The 21,199-nt window shown below is 60.2% G+C and carries 21 protein-coding genes; 16 read left to right on the top strand and 5 right to left on the bottom strand.

What is annotated here, in order from left to right:
- Window position 1: 1 nt before the first annotated feature.
- Complete coding sequence (gene purT / locus IF199_RS05290) at window positions 2-1,183, top strand: formate-dependent phosphoribosylglycinamide formyltransferase (protein WP_192559861.1); 1,182 nt, start codon at window positions 2-4, stop codon at window positions 1,181-1,183.
- A 46-nt stretch (window positions 1,184-1,229) separates the two neighbouring features.
- Here purT and IF199_RS05295 read toward each other — a convergent pair whose 3' ends face one another.
- From IF199_RS05295 to IF199_RS05305, 3 genes are all read right to left on the bottom strand, one after another.
- Window positions 1,230-2,546 carry an MFS transporter gene (locus IF199_RS05295; RefSeq protein ID WP_192559862.1) on the bottom strand — a complete coding sequence of 439 codons (1,317 nt, stop codon included), beginning with the start codon at window positions 2,544-2,546 and terminating at the stop codon, window positions 1,230-1,232.
- A 234-nt stretch (window positions 2,547-2,780) separates the two neighbouring features.
- On the bottom strand, window positions 2,781-4,022 hold the full coding sequence (locus IF199_RS05300; protein WP_096819242.1) for a transporter associated domain-containing protein: 1,242 nt from the start codon (window positions 4,020-4,022) through the stop codon (window positions 2,781-2,783).
- Window positions 4,023-4,034: 12 nt separating this feature from the next.
- Window positions 4,035-4,847 carry a cytochrome C assembly family protein gene (locus IF199_RS05305; protein ID WP_096819244.1) on the bottom strand — a complete coding sequence of 271 codons (813 nt, stop codon included), beginning with the start codon at window positions 4,845-4,847 and terminating at the stop codon, window positions 4,035-4,037.
- A gap of 209 nt (window positions 4,848-5,056) precedes the next feature.
- Between IF199_RS05305 and ffh the strand changes: the two genes are divergently transcribed.
- The 13 genes from ffh (at window position 5,057) to IF199_RS05370 (ending at window position 16,346) form a co-directional block, all read left to right on the top strand.
- The gene (gene ffh / locus IF199_RS05310; RefSeq protein WP_096819246.1) at window positions 5,057-6,433 is read left to right on the top strand and encodes a signal recognition particle protein; all 1,377 of its coding nucleotides are present in this window, start codon (window positions 5,057-5,059) and stop codon (window positions 6,431-6,433) included.
- A gap of 251 nt (window positions 6,434-6,684) precedes the next feature.
- Complete coding sequence (gene rpsP, locus IF199_RS05315; protein WP_003185073.1) at window positions 6,685-6,936, top strand: 30S ribosomal protein S16; 252 nt, start codon at window positions 6,685-6,687, stop codon at window positions 6,934-6,936.
- Between the two features lie 5 nt (window positions 6,937-6,941).
- Window positions 6,942-7,478 (top strand): ribosome maturation factor RimM, encoded by a 537-nt coding sequence (gene rimM, locus IF199_RS05320; protein ID WP_096819247.1) that lies wholly within the window; start codon window positions 6,942-6,944, stop codon window positions 7,476-7,478.
- Between the two features lie 2 nt (window positions 7,479-7,480).
- Window positions 7,481-8,233 (top strand): tRNA (guanosine(37)-N1)-methyltransferase TrmD, encoded by a 753-nt coding sequence (trmD, locus tag IF199_RS05325; protein ID WP_192559863.1) that lies wholly within the window; start codon window positions 7,481-7,483, stop codon window positions 8,231-8,233.
- Window positions 8,234-8,278: 45 nt separating this feature from the next.
- Window positions 8,279-8,629, top strand: a complete 351-nt coding sequence (rplS, locus tag IF199_RS05330) for a 50S ribosomal protein L19 (protein WP_003175895.1) — start codon at window positions 8,279-8,281, stop codon at window positions 8,627-8,629.
- Window positions 8,630-8,720: 91 nt separating this feature from the next.
- Window positions 8,721-9,134 carry an acyl-CoA thioesterase gene (locus tag IF199_RS05335; RefSeq protein WP_114881518.1) on the top strand — a complete coding sequence of 138 codons (414 nt, stop codon included), beginning with the start codon at window positions 8,721-8,723 and terminating at the stop codon, window positions 9,132-9,134.
- 62 nt (window positions 9,135-9,196) lie between these two features.
- Window positions 9,197-10,093 carry a site-specific tyrosine recombinase XerD gene (xerD, locus tag IF199_RS05340; RefSeq protein WP_096819254.1) on the top strand — a complete coding sequence of 299 codons (897 nt, stop codon included), beginning with the start codon at window positions 9,197-9,199 and terminating at the stop codon, window positions 10,091-10,093.
- 143 nt (window positions 10,094-10,236) lie between these two features.
- On the top strand, window positions 10,237-10,968 hold the full coding sequence (gene dsbC / locus IF199_RS05345) for a bifunctional protein-disulfide isomerase/oxidoreductase DsbC (RefSeq protein WP_192559864.1): 732 nt from the start codon (window positions 10,237-10,239) through the stop codon (window positions 10,966-10,968).
- A 132-nt stretch (window positions 10,969-11,100) separates the two neighbouring features.
- On the top strand, window positions 11,101-12,405 hold the full coding sequence (locus tag IF199_RS05350) for a homoserine dehydrogenase (protein WP_018926703.1): 1,305 nt from the start codon (window positions 11,101-11,103) through the stop codon (window positions 12,403-12,405).
- A 66-nt stretch (window positions 12,406-12,471) separates the two neighbouring features.
- On the top strand, window positions 12,472-13,881 hold the full coding sequence (gene thrC, locus IF199_RS05355; protein ID WP_096819256.1) for a threonine synthase: 1,410 nt from the start codon (window positions 12,472-12,474) through the stop codon (window positions 13,879-13,881).
- 119 nt (window positions 13,882-14,000) lie between these two features.
- Window positions 14,001-15,374: a transporter substrate-binding domain-containing protein gene (locus tag IF199_RS05360; protein WP_192559865.1), complete on the top strand. Its 1,374-nt coding sequence runs from the start codon at window positions 14,001-14,003 to the stop codon at window positions 15,372-15,374.
- A 118-nt stretch (window positions 15,375-15,492) separates the two neighbouring features.
- Window positions 15,493-15,900 (top strand): response regulator, encoded by a 408-nt coding sequence (locus tag IF199_RS05365; protein ID WP_192559866.1) that lies wholly within the window; start codon window positions 15,493-15,495, stop codon window positions 15,898-15,900.
- 164 nt (window positions 15,901-16,064) lie between these two features.
- A complete protein-coding gene (locus IF199_RS05370) occupies window positions 16,065-16,346 on the top strand; it encodes a DUF3509 domain-containing protein (protein ID WP_085729753.1) in 282 nt (93 codons plus the stop codon).
- Window positions 16,347-16,519: 173 nt separating this feature from the next.
- Here IF199_RS05370 and IF199_RS05375 read toward each other — a convergent pair whose 3' ends face one another.
- Window positions 16,520-17,500 carry a TIGR02285 family protein gene (locus IF199_RS05375; RefSeq protein WP_192559867.1) on the bottom strand — a complete coding sequence of 327 codons (981 nt, stop codon included), beginning with the start codon at window positions 17,498-17,500 and terminating at the stop codon, window positions 16,520-16,522.
- Entirely contained in the window at window positions 17,427-18,626 is a 1,200-nt protein-coding gene (locus IF199_RS05380) for a CaiB/BaiF CoA transferase family protein (RefSeq protein WP_192559868.1), read from the bottom strand. The genes IF199_RS05375 and IF199_RS05380 overlap by 74 nt, the downstream gene beginning before the upstream one ends.
- A 146-nt stretch (window positions 18,627-18,772) precedes the next feature.
- On the opposite strand from IF199_RS05380, the gene IF199_RS05385 reads away from it, so the two are divergent.
- Both IF199_RS05385 and recJ read left to right on the top strand, forming a co-directional pair.
- On the top strand, window positions 18,773-19,315 hold the full coding sequence (locus tag IF199_RS05385) for a YaeQ family protein (protein ID WP_096819266.1): 543 nt from the start codon (window positions 18,773-18,775) through the stop codon (window positions 19,313-19,315).
- A 54-nt stretch (window positions 19,316-19,369) separates the two neighbouring features.
- Window positions 19,370-21,079, top strand: coding sequence for a single-stranded-DNA-specific exonuclease RecJ (gene recJ / locus IF199_RS05390; protein WP_192559869.1), 1,710 nt, complete (start codon window positions 19,370-19,372; stop codon window positions 21,077-21,079).
- The last annotated feature ends 120 nt before the right edge of the window (window positions 21,080-21,199 follow it).

Below are 21,199 nucleotides of genomic sequence, written 5' to 3' on the forward strand. Positions count from 1 at the left end.
GATGACCCGTATCGGAACTCCATTGTCGCCGACCGCGACCCGCGTATTGCTGTGTGGCTGTGGTGAGTTGGGCAAGGAAGTGGTGATCGAGCTGCAACGCCTGGGCGTTGAAGTGATCGCCGTTGACCGTTACGCCAATGCGCCGGCCATGCAGGTTGCCCATCGCAGCCACGTGATCAACATGCTCGATGGCGCAGCACTGCGTGCGGTGATCGAAGCCGAGAAGCCGCACTTCATCGTGCCGGAAATCGAAGCCATCGCCACCGCCACTCTGGTAGAGCTGGAAGCCGAAGGCTTTACCGTGATCCCGACCGCTCGTGCCGCGCAACTGACCATGAACCGCGAAGGCATCCGTCGTCTGGCCGCCGAAGAGCTGGATCTGCCGACTTCGCCGTATCACTTCGCCGATACCTTCGAGGACTACAGCAAAGCCGTTGAGGACCTGGGTTTCCCGTGCGTCGTCAAACCGGTGATGAGTTCGTCGGGCAAGGGCCAGAGCCTGCTGCGCAGCGTCGATGACGTGCAGAAAGCCTGGGATTACGCGCAAGAGGGCGGTCGCGCTGGCAAAGGTCGGGTGATCATCGAAGGTTTCATCGATTTCGACTACGAAATCACCCTGCTGACCGTTCGTCATATCGGTGGCACCACGTTCTGTGCGCCGGTCGGCCACCGTCAGGAGAAAGGCGACTACCAGGAATCCTGGCAGCCACAGGCCATGAGCCCGATTGCACTGGCTGAATCCGAGCGCGTTGCCAAAGCGGTAACTGAAGCCTTGGGTGGTCGTGGCCTGTTTGGCGTCGAATTGTTCATCAAGGGCGATCAGGTGTGGTTCAGCGAAGTGTCGCCGCGCCCGCACGACACCGGTCTGGTGACCCTGATTTCCCAGGACCTGTCGCAGTTCGCCCTGCACGCCCGGGCGATTCTCGGCCTGCCGGTTCCGTTGATCCGTCAGTTCGGCCCATCGGCTTCGGCGGTGATTCTGGTGGAAGGTCAGTCGACCCAGACCGCATTCGCCAACCTCGGCGTTGCACTGAGCGAGCCAGATACCGCGCTGCGCCTGTTCGGCAAGCCTGAGGTCAATGGCCAGCGTCGCATGGGCGTGGCCCTGGCGCGTGACGAGTCGATTGAAGCGGCTCGTGCCAAGGCGACCCGTGCTTCTCAGGCAGTCGTTGTAGAGCTGTAATCTCGCTATCTGATCGCTCCCGCCTGTGCGGGAGCGATCATTGCGCTTACGACACCTGATTCAGGTCGTTATGGCGCGTCTCCTTCAGGCACAGCACAGCGATCAAGCTGAGCACCGCGGCCGCAGACACATACCCGCCGACATAACTCAAACCACCCATCGCCACCAGTTTCTGCGCGAAGAACGGTGCCGCCGAGGCCCCGACAATCCCGCCGAGGTTGTAGGCCGCCGATGCGCCGGTATAGCGGACGTGCGTCGGGAACAGTTCCGGCAGCAGGGCGCCCATCGGGGCAAATGTCACGCCCATCAGGAACAGCTCGATACACAGGAACAGTGCCACGCCCCAGGTCGAGCCCAGAGTCAGCAACGGCTCCATCAGAAATCCGGAAAGAATTGCCAGTACACCGCCGACGATCAGCACCGGTTTACGCCCGTAACGATCACTGGCCCAGGCTGACAACGGTGTGGCGGCCGCCATGAACAGCACCGCGAAGCACAGCAGCCCGAGGAATGTCTCGCGGCTGTAGCCCAGTGTGGACACGCCGTAGCTCAGGGAAAACACCGTCGAGATGTAGAACAGCGCGTAGCACACCACCATGGCGGCGGCACCCAGCAACGTCGGCACCCAGTATTGGCTGAACAGTTCGACCAGTGGCACTTTCACCCGCTCCTGACGGGCGATGGCGTTGGCGAACACTGGCGTTTCGTGAAGTTTGAGGCGCACATACAGCCCGACCATCACCAGCACCGCGCTGAGCAGGAACGGAATCCGCCAGCCCCAGCTGCGGAACTGTTCGTCATTGAGCGTCATGGCCAAGGTCAGGAACAGGCCGTTGGCCGCCAGAAAACCGATCGAAGGGCCCAGCTGCGGGAACATGCCGAACCACGCGCGTTTGCCTTTCGGTGCGTTTTCGGTCGCCAGCAGCGCCGCCCCGCCCCATTCACCACCCAATCCCAGGCCCTGGCCGAAGCGCAGCACACACAACAGGATCGGCGCCCACGCCCCGATGCTGTCGTAACCCGGCAGCACGCCGATCAGCGTGGTGCAGACACCCATCAGCAGCAGGGAAGCCACCAGTGTTGATTTGCGTCCGATACGGTCGCCGAAGTGACCAAACAATGCCGAACCCAGCGGACGGGCGAGGAAAGCGATACCGAAAGTGAGGAATGCCGAGAGCATCTGCGCCGTGCCGGATGTCTGCGGAAAGAATACCGGCCCGATCACCAGTGCAGCAGCAGTGGCGTAGACGTAAAAATCGTAGAACTCGATGGCCGTGCCGATGAAACTTGCCGTGGCCACGCGGGTGGCGGAGTTGGTCGGTTGGGCAGGCGCGGTGTCGCTGTAAGCGGTACTGGTCGTCATGCGGTGATCCCTGACAGTCATGAGCTCCGTTGGAGCGAATTATTATGGTCGAACACCCAGGGATGTGGGATGAGGCACGAGCGCTGTTTCGAGTAGGAACAGTCGTCGGTGTGATGCGGAAAGCGGCGATGAACCGGCCGGAACCAGTCGGGTGCGGATAAGCACGCGGTTCGGCGGGGCTTGGGTAAGCGCCCCGATTATAGGAAGGTGGCTAACGATTGAACAAGGGGCGAGCTAGCGGACGGGTGTGAGTGCCGGTGCCGAGCTGGTGTGCCAGATGAGCACTTTGCTTACGCGGTTCTCCTCGGTTTCGAGGATCTCCAGGCGATAGCGCCCGATCTTCAGGCAGACCGCGCTTTCCGGAATGGTTTCCAGTGCTTCTGTCACCAGACCGTTGAGAGTCCGGGGGCCGTCGCTGGGCAGGTGCCAGCCCAGGCATTTGTTCAGCTCGCGGATCGAGGCGGCGCCGTCGATCACCATGCGACCATCGGCCTGCGGATGAATATGCGGGTTGTCGAGGCTGTGCTCGCTTTCGAATTCGCCAACGATTTCTTCGAGAATGTCTTCCAGGGTGACGATCCCCAACACTTCGCCGTACTCGTCCACCACCATGCCCAGGCGCCGCTGCTGCTTGTGGAAGTTCAGCAGCTGCAGTTGCAGTGGCGTGCTTTCCGGTACGAAATACGGCTCGTAGCTGGCGGCGAGGAGCGCTTCGCGGGTCAGGGCGTGATTGTCCAGCAAGTGGCGGATCTGCCGGGTGTTGAGGACGGCCTCGACCTGGTTGATGTCGCTGTGGAAAACCGGCAGGCGCGTGCGCTTGTTGTGGCGCAATTGCTCGATGATCTCTTCGATCGGGTCATCAAGATTGATGCCGTCGACGTCACTGCGAGGCACCAGGATGTCGTTGACCGTGATGTTGTCCAGCGCATGGATGCCGGAAACCGGGTGCGGGCGAGACGAGTGCTCCGGGTCGTCATGGCGATCGGCGGGGACGTCGTCTTCGCTCTGCTGCACGACCTGAGGCTTGCGCACCAGCGGACGCAACAGCAAACCACTGATGCTGCTCAGCAGCCATGCGAGCGGATAGATCACTTTCAGCGGCACGGCCAGCAACGAGTTGCCGAATGACAGCACCGCATCCGGATAGCGTTGGGCGAGGGTGCGCGGGAAATAGTCGGCAAATACCAGCAATACGGCGCTGGCGCCCAGGCAGGCTGCCCAGGGACCGTTCTCTTCACAGAGGAAAATCGCCAGTAGCGTGGCAAGCACCACGGCGAGGGCGCGGCACAGGGTGTTGCACAGGATCAGGCTGTCGAGCGGGAAGCTGAGTTTTGCCAGTGGTTTGTCACTGGCGCGCGACGCGGTGCGTTGCGCCAGCAGATGCTGTTGCGCCACTTCGATGGCGGTAAACAATCCCGACCAGAGAATCAGCAGGACAAATACCGCGAGCATCGGCCCTATGGGCAAACCGTCCATTTATGCCGCCCGTCAGATGTGCAGGATGTATTCACGGACCAGTTTGCTGCCGAAATACGCCAACATCAGCAGGCAGAAACCGGCGAGGGTCCAGCGGATCGCTTTGTGGCCGCGCCAGCCCAGGCGGTTGCGGCCCCACAACAGCACGCTGAACACGACCCAGGCCAGGCAGGCCAGCAGGGTCTTGTGCACCAGGTGCTGGGCAAACAGGTTTTCGACGAACAGCCAGCCGGAAATCAGCGACAGCGACAGCAGCGTCCAGCCGGCCCAGAGGAAGCCGAACAGCAGGCTTTCCATGGTTTGCAGCGGCGGGAAGTTCTTGATCAGCCCGGACGGGTGCTTGTTCTTGAGCTGGTGATCCTGCACCAGCAGCAACAACGCTTGGAACACGGCGATGGTGAACATGCCGTAGGCGAGGATCGACAGCAGGATATGCGCGAGGATGCCCGGCTCTTCGTCGATGATCTGCACGGTGCCGGTGGGTGCGAACTGCGCCAGCAACACGGTGATCGCACCCAGCGGGAACAGCAGGACCAGCAGGTTTTCCACCGGGATCCGCGAACAGGCCAGCAGGGTCAGGGCAATGACTGCCGCGGCAATCAGGCTCGAAGCGCTGAAGAAGTCCAGGCCCAGACCGATCGGCGTCAGCAGGTGAGTCAGCAGGCTGGCACTGTGGGCCAGCACGGCGAGCACGCCGAGCGTGACCAGCAGGCGCTTGTTGGCCTTGGCGCCAGTGGCCAGGCGGGTGCCCTGATAGAGGGTCGCAGCGGCATATAGAAGGGCGGCGGCGAGGGTGGTCAGCAAACTCGGTGACAAGGGGAGCATAAATCCTGTTAGGCAAGCCCGAAAGGCGCTGAGTTTGGCATAGAACCGCCATGGCACGAAAGACCGGCAAGCTGACAGCGAGGTGTCCGCCAGACGCAGTCTTCGCTATAATCCGCGACCTGCCCACGCCGCAGGCTCGCCGAGCACATGTTGATTCCGGTCTGGGCCGCCATTATCCCGGTCTACACAGGGCCTGAAAGGATCGCGCAATGTTTGAAAACTTAACCGACCGTCTCTCGCAGACGCTGCGCCATGTCACTGGCAAGGCGAAGCTGACCGAAGACAACATCAAAGACACCCTGCGCGAAGTGCGCATGGCGTTGCTCGAAGCCGACGTCGCCCTGCCGGTGGTCAAGGACTTCGTCAATTCGGTCAAGGAGCGCGCTGTCGGCACCGAGGTGTCGCGCAGCCTGACACCGGGCCAGGCGTTCGTGAAGATCGTCCAGGCCGAGCTCGAAAGCCTGATGGGCGCGGCCAACGAAGATTTGAACCTGAGTGCCGTGCCGCCAGCCGTCGTATTGATGGCCGGTCTGCAGGGTGCCGGTAAAACCACTACCGCCGGCAAGCTGGCGCGCTTCCTTAAAGAGCGCAAGAAGAAGTCGGTCATGGTCGTGTCGGCGGACGTCTATCGTCCTGCGGCGATCAAACAGCTGGAAACCCTGGCCAACGACATCGGCGTGACGTTCTTCCCGTCCGACCTGAGCCAGAAGCCGGTCGACATCGCCAACGCGGCTATTAAAGAAGCAAAACTGAAATTCATCGACGTGGTCATCGTCGATACCGCCGGTCGTCTGCACATCGACGAAGAGATGATGGGCGAGATCAAGGCGCTGCACGCCGCGATCAACCCGGTCGAAACCCTGTTCGTGGTCGACGCCATGACCGGTCAGGACGCCGCCAACACGGCCAAGGCCTTCGGCGATGCACTGCCGCTGACCGGTGTGATCCTGACCAAGGTCGACGGTGACGCCCGTGGCGGTGCCGCGCTGTCCGTTCGTGCCATCACCGGCAAGCCGATCAAGTTCATCGGTATGGGCGAGAAGACCGAAGCCCTCGAGCCGTTCCACCCGGAGCGTATCGCTTCGCGGATCCTCGGCATGGGCGACGTGCTCAGCCTGATCGAACAGGCTGAAGCGACCCTCGACAAGGACAAGGCCGACAAACTGGCCAAGAAGCTGAAGAAGGGCAAGGGCTTCGACCTCGAAGACTTCCGCGATCAGTTGCAACAGATGAAGAACATGGGCGGTCTCGGCGGCCTCATGGACAAACTGCCGAGCATCGGTGGTGTGAACCTGTCGCAGATGGGCAATGCCCAGAACGCCGCAGAGAAGCAATTCAAACAGATGGAAGCCATCATCAACTCCATGACCCCGGCCGAGCGTCGCGACCCTGAGCTGATCAGCGGTTCGCGCAAGCGCCGGATCGCCATGGGTTCCGGCACTCAGGTGCAGGACATCGGTCGCTTGATCAAGCAGCACAAGCAGATGCAGAAGATGATGAAGAAATTCTCCGCCAAGGGCGGAATGGCGAAAATGATGCGCGGCATGGGCGGTATGTTGCCCGGCGGCGGCATGCCGAAAATGTAAAGAATCCGCGCCGGTCGTCGCACCGGCGCAGACCCCGCAAGGATGCGGGATCAACAGCAAACCCGCACTCGGCGGGAGCTGACCGGCCGTTTTAAACGACGGCCCTATATGCAAATCTGCACGGCCTGCCATAGGCGCCGGAAAAAGTCATTTGCAAAAGTCCGGATATTCCTTAGAATATGCGGCCTTTCGGGCACCCATGCCCGCTGTGCATTTAGATTTGCAGCACCGACTACAGGAACGATGTTCACATGCTAACAATCCGTCTTGCCCTTGGCGGCTCCAAAAAGCGCCCGTTTTACCACCTGACCGTAACCGACTCCCGCAACCCGCGTGACGGTTCCCACAAAGAACAGGTTGGTTTCTTCAACCCTGTTGCCCGTGGTCAGGAAATCCGTCTGTCCGTGAACCAAGAGCGCGTTGCCTACTGGCTGAGCGTTGGTGCACAACCTTCTGAGCGCGTTGCTCAGTTGTTGAAGGAATCGGCTAAGGCTGCGGCCTGAGCAATATGAACGCGACGCCTGCTATTGCCGATGATTTGATCGTTATTGGCAAAATTTATTCTGTTCACGGCGTTCGCGGCGAAGTGAAGGTTTATTCCTTTACTGATCCGACTGAAAACCTGTTGCAGTACAAAACCTGGACGCTCAAGCGCGAAGGCAATGTCAAACAGGTCGAGCTGGTCAGTGGACGCGGGAGCGACAAGTTCCTGGTCGCAAAGCTCAAGGGTCTTGATGATCGTGAAGAAGCTCGTCTTCTGGCCGGTTATGAGATCTGCGTGCCGCGCAACCTGTTCGCTGAATTGACCGAAGGCGAGTACTACTGGTACCAGCTGGAAGGTCTGAAGGTCATCGATCAACTGGGGCAATTGCTCGGGAAAATCGATCATCTTCTGGAAACCGGCGCCAATGATGTAATGGTAGTCAAGCCTTGCGCTGGCAGCCTGGATGATCGCGAACGCCTGTTGCCCTATACGGAGCAATGTGTGTTGGCCGTCGACCTCGCAGCGGGCGAGATGAAGGTGGATTGGGACGCGGACTTCTAAGCGTGGCTAACTTGCGCGTAGAAGTGATCAGTTTGTTTCCCGAGATGTTTTCCGCCATTGGCGACTACGGCATCACCAGTCGTGCGGTCAAACAGGGGCTCTTGCAGCTGACCTGTTGGAATCCGCGGGATTACACGACGGATCGGCATCACACTGTGGACGATCGCCCGTTTGGCGGTGGTCCGGGCATGGTGATGAAGATCAAGCCCCTGGAAGATGCTCTGGTTCAGGCCAAGGCAGCAGCCGGGGAGGTGGCGAAGGTGATTTACCTGTCCCCCCAAGGCCGTCAACTGACTCAGTCGGCGGTACGCGAACTGGCGAAATCGGATGCACTGATCCTGATTGCCGGTCGCTATGAAGGCATTGACGAGCGTTTTATTGAAGCTCATGTCGATGAAGAGTGGTCGATTGGCGACTATGTATTGTCTGGCGGCGAGCTGCCGGCCATGGTCCTGATCGATGCGGTTACACGACTGCTGCCTGGAGCTTTAGGGCATGCGGACTCCGCCGAGGAAGATTCCTTTACGGATGGTCTGCTGGATTGCCCGCACTACACCCGACCTGAGGTGTATGCGGATCAGCGTGTACCCGACGTGTTGCTGAGTGGCAACCACGCGCACATCCGGCGTTGGCGTTTACAGCAGTCCCTTGGTCGGACCTATGAACGACGCGCCGATCTTCTGGAAAGCCGCTCGCTTTCTGGAGAAGAGAAGAAGCTGCTCGAGGAATACATCCGCGAGCGGGACGATAGTTAACAACGTATCGATGGTAAATCCGACGATTTACCTTAGGAGCACAGCATGACCAACAAAATCATCCTTGCACTCGAAGCAGAGCAGATGACCAAAGAAATCCCTACCTTTGCCCCGGGCGACACCATTGTCGTTCAGGTGAAAGTGAAGGAAGGCGATCGTTCCCGTCTGCAAGCGTTCGAAGGCGTTGTAATCGCCAAGCGTAACCGCGGCGTGAACAGTGCGTTCACCGTTCGTAAAATCTCCAACGGTGTTGGCGTAGAACGTACTTTCCAGACCTACTCCCCGCAGATCGACAGCATGGCTGTTAAACGTCGCGGTGACGTACGTAAAGCCAAGCTGTACTACCTGCGCGACCTGTCGGGTAAAGCAGCTCGCATCAAGGAAAAACTGGCTTAAGTCCAGCTTCCGATGCAGAAAAAAGCAGCCTACGGGCTGCTTTTTTGTTGTCCGCAATTTATCCACAGCACTATTGCTTCAGGCCGTATCCATGACATCTCGTGAGCAAGAAATCGAACGCCGCACCGAACTCTCGGTGACCCGCGTGACCAAGGCGGTTTTCCCGCCGACCACCAACCATCACAACACCCTGTTCGGCGGCACTGCGCTCGCCTGGATGGACGAAGTGTCGTTTATCACCGCTACGCGTTTCTGCCGCTTGCCACTGGTGACCGTGTCGACCGACCGAATCGATTTCAACCACGCGATCCCGGCAGGTTCCATCGTCGAACTGGTCGGGCGGGTGATCAAGGTCGGCAACACCAGCCTCAAGGTCGAGGTGGAAGTGTTCGTTGAAAGCATGAGCTGCGACGGGCGCGAAAAAGCGATTCACGGGCAGTTCAGCTTCGTCGCGATTGACGACGACAAGCGCCCGGTGCCAGTTCTGCCTGGTTTTGCCGCCTGAAGGTTCCGTGTACGGGCGGGCTATGAAAGACTGTCCGCCATCTCTGCCTTGCCTGAGCTTTTATGCCCGCCATCGACCACCCGCTGATTGACCAGTTTCTCGACGCCCTATGGTTGGAAAAAGGTCTTTCCGACAACACCCGCGACGCCTATCGCAGTGATCTCGCACTGTTCAACGGCTGGTTGCAGGAGAAAAATCTCGAGCTGATCAACGCCGGTCGTGAATTGATCCTCGATCACCTGGCCTGGCGCCTGGAACAGAATTACAAACCCCGTTCCACCGCGCGATTCCTCTCGGGTGTACGTGGCTTTTATCGCTACCTGTTGCGGGAAAAGCTGATCTCGGTCGATCCGACCTTGCGCGTCGACATGCCGCAACTCGGTCGGCCGTTGCCCAAATCCCTGTCAGAAGCCGACGTTGAAGCGTTGCTGAGGGCGCCAGACTTGAGCGAAGCCATCGGCCAGCGTGACCGCGCCATGCTTGAAGTCCTTTATGCCTGCGGCTTGCGGGTAACCGAGCTGATCAGTCTGACCCTGGAGCAGGTCAACCTGCGTCAGGGCGTATTGAGGGTGATGGGCAAGGGCAGTAAAGAGCGCCTTGTACCGATGGGCGAGGAAGCGATTGTCTGGGTCGAGCGTTACCTGCGCGATGGTCGCGGCGAGCTGCTGGGCGGGCGTCCCAGCGATGTGCTGTTTCCCAGCCAGCGCGGCGAGCAGATGACTCGCCAGACCTTCTGGCACCGCATCAAGCATCAGGCCAAGGTCGCCGGTATCGGCAAATCGCTGTCGCCCCATACGCTGCGTCATGCCTTCGCCACGCACCTGCTCAACCATGGCGCCGACTTGCGGGTGGTGCAGATGTTGTTGGGCCACAGCGACCTGTCGACCACGCAGATCTACACTCACGTCGCCCGGGCACGGTTGCAGGATCTGCATGCCAAGCATCACCCTCGAGGCTGAGCGCAGTTTGTCTTGCGACAGGCGCATTCGGTCACGCGAACCTTATGTGGTAGGCTTTGCCGGTTTGCACGATGGACGGTTATGACCCGGTGTTCCGGCACGGGCGTTCTGAACGTTCCATTTGTCCGCCTTCAGGAGTTCTCATGCGTCTGACCCAGATTTTCGCCGCCGCAGCCATTGCGTTGGTCAGCACCTTTGCCATCGCCGATGATGCGGCCGACAAAGCCATCCGCCAGAGCCTGGAAAACCTCCAGCTCGACGTGCCGGTGGACACCATCACCGCCAGCCCGCTGCCGGGCCTGTACGAAGTCAAGCTCAAGGGCAGCCGCGTGCTCTACGCCAGCGCCGACGGCCAGTACATCGTTCAGGGCTACATGTTCCAGCTCAAGGACGGCAAACCGGTCAACCTGACGGAGAAGACCGAGCGCCTGGGCATTTCCAAACTGATCAATGCGATCCCGGTGGCCGAAACCGTGGTTTACCCGGCCGTGGGCGAAACCAAGTCGCACATCACCGTTTTCACCGACACCACTTGCCCGTACTGCCACAAGCTGCACGCCGAAGTGCCGGAGCTGAACAAGCGCGGCATCGAAGTGCGTTACGTGGCGTTCCCGCGCCAGGGCCTGGGTTCGCCGGGTGACGAGCAACTGCAAGCCGTGTGGTGCTCGAAAGACAAGAAAGCGGCCATGGACAAGATGGTCGATGGCAAGGAAATCAAGGCTGCCAAGTGCGAGAACCCGGTTTCCAAGCAGTTCGCCCTCGGTCAGTCGATCGGCGTGAACGGCACACCGGCCATCGTATTGGCTGACGGACAAGTCATTCCGGGCTACCAGCCTGCGCCACAAGTCGCCAAACTGGCGCTGGGCGCGAAGTAATTCGCATCGTCACGCTCAGGCGCTGACGAGCGTGGTCCGGCGGCAACATGGCCGGGCCATCAATAGAGAGCCGCGATTACGCGGTTGTTTTCACGGCCGGCCTCGCGTCGGCCGTTTTATGGGGAGTTCACAGTGAAACCGGTCAAAGTAGGCATCTGTGGGTTAGGGACCGTCGGTGGCGGTACCTTCAACGTACTTCAGCGCAACGCCGAGGAAATTGCTCGTCGTGCCGGGCGTGGAATCGAAGTGGCACAAATTGCCATGCGCACGCCAAAGCCTCAGTTCCAGACGACCGGTATTGCGATTACCAACGATGTCTTCGAAGTGGCCACGAACCCTGAGATCGACATCGTCATAGAGCTGATGGGCGGCTACACCGTTGCCCGCGAGCTGGTACTCAAGGCCATCGAGAATGGCAAGCATGTGGTCACCGCGAACAAGGCTCTGATTGCCGTTCACGGTAATGAAATTTTCGCCAAGGCACGCGAGAAAGGCGTGATCGTGGCATTTGAAGCGGCGGTAGCCGGTGGCATTCCGGTGATCAAGGCGATCCGTGAAGGCCTGTCCGCCAACCGTATCAACTGGGTCGCCGGGATCATCAACGGCACCGGCAACTTCATCCTCACCGAAATGCGCGAGAAGGGTCGCACCTTCGAAGACGTGCTGGCCGAGGCGCAAGCGCTGGGCTACGCCGAAGCCGATCCGACGTTCGACGTCGAAGGCATCGACGCGGCGCACAAGCTGACGATCCTGGCTTCGATCGCGTTCGGTATTCCGTTGCAGTTCGACAAGGCTTACACCGAAGGCATCACCAAGCTGACCACCGCCGACGTGAACTACGCCGAAGCGCTGGGCTACCGCATCAAGCACCTGGGCGTGGCACGCAGCACCGCCGCGGGTATCGAGTTGCGCGTACACCCGACGCTGATCCCGGCCGATCGCCTGATCGCCAACGTCAACGGCGTGATGAACGCGGTGATGGTCAACGGTGACGCTGCCGGTTCGACCCTGTTCTACGGCGCTGGCGCCGGCATGGAGCCGACCGCTTCGTCGGTGATCGCGGATCTGGTGGACGTGGTTCGCGCCATGACCTCCGATCCGGAAAACCGCGTGCCGCACCTGGCCTTCCAGCCGGACTCGCTGTCGGCCCACCCGATCCTGCCGATCGAAGCCTGCGAAAGCGCCTACTACCTGCGCATTCAGGCCAAGGACCATCCGGGCGTACTCGCTCAGGTGGCGAGCATCCTGTCGGAGCGCGGCATCAACATCGAGTCGATCATGCAGAAGGAAGTCGAGGAACACGACGGCCTGGTGCCGATGATCCTGCTGACCCACCGCGTGCTGGAACAGCACATCAACGATGCGATCGCCGCCCTCGAAGCCCTGGCGGGCGTGGTCGGTCCGGTTGTGCGGATCCGCGTCGAGCACTTGAACTAAGTTGATCTCCTTCACAGGGCCCGCCTGCGGGCCCTGTGTTGCGAACACTGTCCATTGGAGTCAGTCATGCGTTACATCAGTACCCGCGGCCAGGCACCGGCCCTGAATTTCGAAGACGTCCTGCTGGCCGGTCTCGCCACCGACGGCGGTCTGTACGTCCCGGAAAACCTGCCACGTTTCACCCAGGAAGAAATCGCTTCCTGGGCCGGCCTGCCGTATCACGAGCTGGCCTTCCGGGTGATGCGCCCGTTCGTGACCGGCAGCATTCCGGATGCCGATTTCAAAAAGATCCTCGAAGAAACCTACGGTGTGTTCTCGCACAACGCCGTGGCGCCGCTGCGTCAGTTGAACGGCAACGAATGGGTGCTGGAGCTGTTCCACGGCCCGACCCTGGCGTTCAAGGACTTCGCCCTGCAACTGCTCGGTCGTTTGCTCGACTACGTGCTGGAAAAGCGCGGCGAGCGCGTGGTGATCGTCGGCGCCACCTCCGGTGACACCGGTTCGGCCGCCATCGAAGGCTGCAAGCACTGTGAAAACGTCGACATCTTCATCCTGCACCCGCACAACCGTGTGTCCGAAGTGCAGCGTCGGCAGATGACCACCATCCTCGGTGAGAACATCCACAACATCGCCATCGAAGGCAACTTCGACGACTGCCAGGAAATGGTCAAGGCAAGCTTCGCTGACCAGAGCTTCCTCAAGGGCACGCGTCTGGTGGCGGTGAATTCGATCAACTGGGCGCGGATCATGGCCCAGATCGTTTACTACTTCCACGCAGCGCTGCAATTGGGCGGCCCGGCACGTTCGGTGTCGTTCTCGGTGCCGACCGGCAACTTCGGCGACATCTTCGCCGGTTACCTGGCGCGCAACATGGGTCTGCCGATCAACCAGTTGATCGTCGCCACCAACCGCAACGACATCCTGCACCGCTTCATGAGCGGCAACCAGTACGTCAAGGAAACCCTGCACGCCACCCTGTCGCCGTCGATGGACATCATGGTCTCGTCGAACTTCGAACGCCTGCTGTTCGACCTGCACGGTCGCAACGGTGCGGCGATTGCCGGTCTGATGGATTCGTTCAAGCAGGGCGGCGGTTTCAGCGTCGAACAGGAACGCTGGACCGAGGCGCGCAAACTGTTCGACTCGCTGGCCGTGGATGATGCGCAAACCTGCGAAACCATCGCCGAAGTCTTCGAACAGACCGGTGAGGTGCTCGATCCGCACACGGCCATCGGTGTGAAAGCCGCACGCGAATGCCGTCGCAGCCTGGATATCCCGATGGTGATCCTGGGCACGGCGCATCCGGTCAAATTCCCGGATGCCGTGGAAAAAGCCGGTGTAGGAAAAGCTCTCGAGCTACCTGCACATCTTTCTGATTTGTTTGAGAGAGAAGAGCGCTGCACAGTTTTGGCAAACGAGCTGAAAGCCGTGCAGGCCTTTGTCAGCCAGCATGGCAATCGCGGCAAGCCGCTTTAAGCCCTGAAAGCTGTCACATTTTGAAGCCCGTCTCCTGACGGGCTTTCTTGTTTTTGCATGCCACACTGCTCGGGTTTCGCCCACGAAGGACGGGCGAGTCGATGACGAAGGATGTGGCAATGCGGTTTTATTCAGGATTGAGGCCAGCGCTGAGCTGGTTGTTTTTGTTGGGGCTGTCGGGGTTTCTGCAATTGACCGAGGCAGCTCATCTGACGATGCATTCAGAGGGGGTGGAGTTGAATATCCAGCCCATCGAGCTGGACGCGCAAGAGCGACAGTGGATTCGTGAAAACCCCAGGGTGACAGTCGCCTCGGTGCAATACCCGTTGTATCTGTTTCAGGACGAACACGGTCAGTGGAGTGGCTTGAACAACGATGTGCTCAAGCACATCAGCGCCATGACCGGTTTGCAGTTCGTGCATCAGGAATCGTTCTCCACCAACCACATGCTGGAACGCCTGGAAAGCGGCGTCGCCGACATGAGTACGACACTGGCCATGAACGAGGAGCGCAGGCAGTTCCTCGATTTCAGCCATGCCTTCGGAGGAGCGGGGTGGGTGTTCGTCGGGCGGGCAGGTTTGCCGGCGGTGCAGTCGCTTGAAGAGCTGGAGAAACGGGTCCTGGTGTTGCCGGCCAGGCATGCGCTGGAGGACAGTATCCGGCGCGACCACCCGTTGATCGAGATTCGTTCGGTCAAGACCTACGCCGAGGCCCGGGCGCTGGTGGAGAGTGGCGAGGCTTATGCCACGATTGAAAACGAGATCGGTGCGCAGCTGTTTCCATCAGGCTTGCTCAAGGTCGGTGGTCTGGTCGAGGGCAAGTGGGAGGCGGATCATCTGGCGGTGCGCAAAGGCCTGCCTGAGTTGCTGAGCATTCTCAACAAGGCCCTCGGTGCTTTCTCGGTCGCCGAGTTGCGGGCGATGCGCCTGAAGTGGCTGGACGGTATTTCACCTGCACCGGCACCGTCGTTCGTGGCGCGGCTGATCAAGTGGGGATGCTGGGCGATGGGGGCGCTCGGAGTATTGGGCCTGCTTTCGCTGTTTTGGAATCGTCGGCTTGCTACCGAGATAAAACAGCGCCGGGAGGCCGAAAAGGGCTTGGGCGATCAACTGGCCTTTCAGCATGCACTGATCGATGCGATGCCCGATCCCGTGTTTGTGCGTGATCTGCAGGGACGCTTGATCATGTGCAACCGCAGCTATGAAGAAGCGCTCGGCGTCCGTTTCGAGCAAGTGCAAGGACGAACGCTGTATGAGTTCGATGCGCTTCCGCCAGCCACGTCACTAATGCTGCATGACGAGTTCATGGTGCAATTGCGCACACGCAAGACGCGCTTCAGCAAACGACAGTTATTGTTCAGGAATGGCTCCCGGCACATCTATCAATGGACGGTGCCCTTTTACGGTGTCGATGGGAAGTTGCGTGGCCTGCTGGGTGGCTGGACGGATATCACCCAGTGCCGGACCGAGAGCGGGTGTCGTTGTCCGCAGTGAAGTTGGGAAATGTCCTATAAAGCGTGGCTACTTTTCTGATGGGAGGCTTAGGACGACTGCCCTAGAGTGACAAACCACTGCGGCGAGAAACCGCGATTGTCGTTCCAGAGGTCGTCCAATGCGCTCGCTCAAAATCCTGCTTCTCGAACCCAACCCGTTCCAGTTGATGGCGTTGCACCAGATGCTCAACGCCATCGGTATCTATGACGTGTTGACCGCGCCTTCGCTGAGCGCGGCAAAGCGTTCGCTGGTACGCCGTGGGACTGTCGATATCGCCATCTGCAATCCGCAACTCAAGGGTGGCGAGGGGGTGGCGCTGATCAGGCATCTGGTGGCCCGGCAAGAGGCGCGGGCGCTGATTCTGTTGGGGGTGGTGGCGCCCAGCGTACAGGCCGACCTGGAACCTTTGCTCGGCGATGAAGGGATGAAGCTCCTGGGACGCCTGCACACACCGGTTTCGGCCGTGCTGATGCGCAATCTGCTCGACAGCTATCTGTCGTCGCCCCGACGTCCGGTCATTGCCTGAAGTCATTGGTTATTTTTCTGTCATCTTCACCCTGCATGCTCCGTCAGGCAGGTGACGCTCCGGGAGAGGCCGCCGACATGCAGAACTTTCTTCTCGGGCCGGTGGTCATTTACTGTGGACACGCCCCAGGCACTGTGTTTTCGGACTATTGAGTGGAGATCGAGATGGAAAGTATCAGTCTATTGCTCGGTGAGGCTCTGAGCCCGTATCAGGTGACGCTGACCCCTCGCGGTCTGCAGGGTGAATGCCTGGTGACACTGAAGAACGGCAGTGGTGCCATCATGGTGGAACGTGAATTCAATCGGGCGCAATTGAGCGACAAGCGCCAACTGACGGATGTGGTCGATGGCTTGCATCGCGACATCCTGATCGCCGAAGGTCGGCTGGAGCCGTGTGTGATTGCAGCGTTGCGCAACGCTGCCCGCGACAAGCACCCGGGTCTCTGAAACTGATTTGTCTTTTGTGGGAACCTTCCTGCACCCGGGTCAGTCAGACCCCATAGCAGCAGGATCAAGCATTGTGCTCCGGTGCTTGTCGCTTGCTGCTACGGGTCTTTGATAAAGACCACGTTTAACCCCGAGTCGTCTCCCCACTTCTCGGGGTTTCTTTTGTCCGGGATTTACTGCGTGGCCTGCTGCTTGAAGAAGATCCGCGCCTGCTCCAGATAGTCCTGACGCCTTTCAGGGTCCAGCCAGTCGGCGTAGAGCTGGTCGAGATGTTCGTGGGGCAGGGTACGCAACAGTTGATCGATTTCACTGATCGCTTGCCGGCCCTGAGTAGTGTCGGTGCAGCCGACGTGGCCCGAAATGTACTTGCCTGACCCGCGAATGGGGAAAAACTCCAGCTCGTCTTCAGCGATCTGTGCCTGACGCGCCTGATAACGGATTTCCGGCCAGTAACCCAGCACCACCTGCAATCGCCCGAGCCGTTGCATCGACAGCAGACTGCTTAACGCGTCATTCCCGTAATGCGGTGTCAGCGCGCCGCCCGGTGCCTGTCGGAGCAGGCCGTCGATGTATTCGCCATAACTGCGCTCGGCCACCACGCCGACTTTCCTGTCGCTGTTGGCCAGGAATGCGGACAGATCGACTTCACCGTCGGAAATGAACGGCGCCAACACTTCGCGATCTTTCTGACGCACCACCAGGCCATTGCTGACCGCCCGAAATGCCGGGATGGAGAACGCGATCCATTGCGCGCGCTCCTTGTTCCAGATCAGCGAAGGATCACAGGCGAACGGGTGTTCATGGAGCATCTGGATGCCGCGGGCGCGGTTGACCCGCATCAAGGTGTGTTCGTATTGCGGCATGCCGGCAATCAGCATCGGCATCAGTTGATCGATGACGCCCTGGCCCTTTTTCGGGCCTTCGAAAATGGTCAGCGGCGGCAGGTCGCGCAGCAGCCAGATCAGCGTCGGCTTCGCCTGCGCCCAGGCCGGAAGCATCAGCAGAAAAAGCAGGCCGAACAGCCGCCACGTCCACCAGTGGTGGGCGCGGTTGGAGGCTGAGGCCGGTCGGCGCTTCAGCTCAGATGGCTCCGTCTTCGCGCAGCCGGGCGATCTGCTTCTCGTCGTAGCCAAGATCGTGGAGTACCTGCGCATTGTGTTCACCGAGCTGCGGTCCGACCCATTCGGACGTGCCGGGTGTATCAGAGAGTTTCGGCACGATGCCCGGCATCTTGAAGGGTTTGCCGTCCGGCAGTTTGGCCTGCAGGAACATTTCCCGGGCCAGGTACTGCGGATCGTTGAACATGTCTTCGGCGCTGAAGATCCGGCTGGCCGGGACTTCGGCCTGGTTCAGCAGGTCCAGCACGGTTTGCAGCGGCAGCGAATTGACCCAGCGATCGATCACCCCGTACAACTCGTCACGGCGGGTGTCGCGCCCGTCATTGCTGGCCAGCGCCGGGTCATTGGCCAGATCTTCACGGCCGATGATCAGCATGAAACGCTTGAAGATCGCATCGCCGTTGGCGCCGATCTGCACATGTTTGCCGTCGGCGCTGGTGTGGATCGACGACGGCGTGATGCCCGGCATGATGTTACCGGTGCGTTCACGAATGAACCCGAACACATCGAACTCCGGCACCATGCTTTCCATCATGGCGAAGATCGCTTCGTACAACGCCACATCAACGACCTGGCCAAGCCCGCCGTTGACCTCGCGATGACGCAGGGCCATCAACGCGCCGATCACACCCCACAGGGCGGCAATCGAATCGCCGATGGAAATCCCGGTACGCACCGGCGGGCGGTCTTCGAAACCGGTGATGTAGCGCAGGCCGCCCATGGATTCGCCGACCGCACCGAAACCTGGCTGATCCTTCATCGGCCCTGTCTGGCCGAAGCCTGAAAGGCGCACCATCACCAGTTTCGGGTTCAGCGCGTGCAGGGTTTCCCAGCTCAGGCCGAGTTTTTCCAGGACGCCGGGGCGGAAGTTTTCGATCAGGATATCGGCTTCACCCAGCAGTTTTTTCAGGATCCCCAGACCGTCGGGGTGTTTCAGGTTCAGCGTCAGGGACTTTTTGTTGCGTGCCTGGACGAACCACCACAACGAAGTACCTTCATACAGCTTGCGCCACTTGCGCAGCGGATCACCGCCGTCCGGCGATTCGATCTTGATCACTTCGGCACCGAACTCGCCGCAAATACGCGAGGCAAACGGCCCGGCAATCAATGTACCCAATTCGATGACTTTCAGACCGCTGAGCGGTTTGTTGGCGAACGGCATGCGAGATCCTGTAGGACAAGGCTGAACGGATACAGCGTTTTAACATAGCCGGCTGTCAGTCGCGCAAGGTTGATCGCCATCAATTCGTGGATTGCCTACAGCATCGGTTAGACTTGCCGACTTTCCTCGTATCAAGAAGCCCGTTCATGGCCCAGCCGTCCACCACCTACAAATTCGAACTGAACCTCACCGATCTCGACCGCAGCGTCTACGAGAACGTGAAGCAGACCATCGCCCGCCACCCTTCGGAAACCGAAGAACGCATGACCGTGCGCCTGCTGGCCTACGCGCTCTGGTACAACGAGCACCTGTCGTTCGGTCGTGGTCTGTCGGACGTGGACGAACCTGCGCTGTGGGAAAAGAGCCTGGATGACCGTGTCCTGCACTGGATTGAAGTCGGCCAGCCGGATGCGGATCGCCTGACCTGGTGCTCCCGTCGCACCGAGCGCACCAGCCTGCTGGCCTACGGCAGCCTGCGCGTCTGGGAAGGCAAGGTGATCCCGGCGATCAAGAACCTGAAGAACGTCAACATCGCTGCTGTCCCGCAGGAAGTGCTGGAAACCCTGGCCAAGGACATGCCCCGCGTCATCAAGTGGGACGTGATGATCAGCGAAGGCACGATCTTCGTCACCGACGACCGTGGTCAGCACGAAGTCCAGCTCAGCTGGCTGCAAGGCGAGCGCGGCTAAGTCCGCAGCGCTCCCGAAAAATCCCACGTACCCAAGAGAAGCTCCTGTCACCCCATGCGTATCGATCCTCGCCCGTTGCCCGCCACTCTGCCGTTTCTCGGTGATCTGCCACCGTTGCTGACCCGCCTGTACGCGGCGCGGGGCGTGCAGTCCGAGGCGGAGCTGGACAAAAGCCTGGCGCGGCTGATTCCGTTCCAGCAACTCAAAGGGATCGATGCGGCGGTGGATCTGCTGGTGACGGCGCTGGAGCAGCGTCAGCGGATCCTGATCGTCGGCGACTTCGACGCCGACGGCGCGACGGCCAGCACCGTGGGCGTGCTCGGTTTGCGCCTGTTGGGCGCAGCGCATGTCGATTATCTGGTGCCGAACCGCTTTGAATACGGCTACGGCCTGACCCCGGAAATCGTCGAAGTCGCGATGACCCGCGAGCCGCAACTGTTGATCACCGTCGACAACGGTATTTCCAGCGTCGAAGGTGTGGCGGCCGCGAAGCGTCACGGTTTGAACGTCTTGATCACCGACCACCATTTGCCCGGCGATGAACTGCCGCAAGCCGATGCGCTGGTCAATCCGAACCAGCCTGGTTGCGAGTTCCCGAGCAAGGCGCTGGCCGGGGTCGGGGTGATTTTCTACGTGTTGATGGCCTTGCGTGCGCGCCTGCGCAGCCTCGGCTGGTACGAGAGCAAGCCACAACCGAACATCGGCGAACTGCTGGATCTGGTGGCGCTGGGCAGCGTCGCAGACGTGGTGCCGCTGGATGCCAACAACCGGATTCTGGTGCACCAGGGCCTGGAACGAATTCGCGCCGGACGTGCGCGGCCGGGGATCAAGGCGATCCTTGAAGTAGCCAAGCGTGAAGCCTCGCGCATCACGTCGACCGACCTCGGGTTCATTGTCGGCCCGCGCCTGAACGCGGCGGGGCGTCTGGATGACATGAGCCTCGGGATTGAGTGCCTGCTGACCCAGAATGCAGAACTGGCTCGGGAAATGGCGGCGCAACTGGACGGTATGAACCAGGATCGCAAATCCATCGAGCAAGGCATGCAGCGTGAGGCGCTGGCACAGCTCAAGGACTTGCCGGTCGAGTCGATGCCGTTCGGACTTTGCCTGTTCGATCCGGAGTGGCACCAGGGTGTCATTGGTATCCTCGCCTCGCGGATGAAAGAACGTTACTTCCGCCCGACCATCGCCTTCGCCGATGCCGGTGACGGCCTGCTCAAGGGCTCGGGACGTTCGGTTCAGGGTTTCCATATTCGCGATGCGTTGAGCGTGGTGGCAGCGCAGCATCCGGACCTGATCAGCAAGTACGGCGGCCACGCGATGGCAGCTGGCCTGACCTTGCCGCAGGAGAATTTTCCGTTGTTCGCCGAGGCATTCGACGCCGAAGTGCGCAGGCAGCTTCGCGAAGAAGATCTGACCGGGCGCCTGCTGTCGGACGGGACCCTGGCTGTTGAAGAGTTTCATCTGGAACTGGCTCGTGCCCTGCGTCATGCCGGGCCTTGGGGCCAGCATTTCCCGGAGCCGCTGTTCCACGGCGTGTTTCAGTTGGTCGAGCAGCGTGTGGTCGGCGAGCGGCACCTGAAAGTGGTGCTGAAGAGCGAATGCGGTTCGGTGAAACTGGATGGCATCGCCTTCGGCATTGACCGCGATATCTGGCCGAACCCGACGATCAAATGGGTCGAACTGGCCTACAAACTCGATCTCAACGAGTTTCGCGGCAATGAAACCGTGCAGTTGATGATTGCCCACATCGAACCGCGCTAAAGGTCACTGCGCCCCTTTCTGAAGGGGCGCAGGCGTTTTCAATTGTGCTGTTTCATTTCTGAACCCTCCCTCATCCCCGGATGTCGACTAGGCTCTAAGCACTGCTTGATTGGCCTTGTG

Source organism: Pseudomonas allokribbensis (assembly GCF_014863605.1).
GTDB classification, from domain to species: Bacteria; Pseudomonadota; Gammaproteobacteria; order Pseudomonadales; family Pseudomonadaceae; genus Aquipseudomonas; species Aquipseudomonas allokribbensis.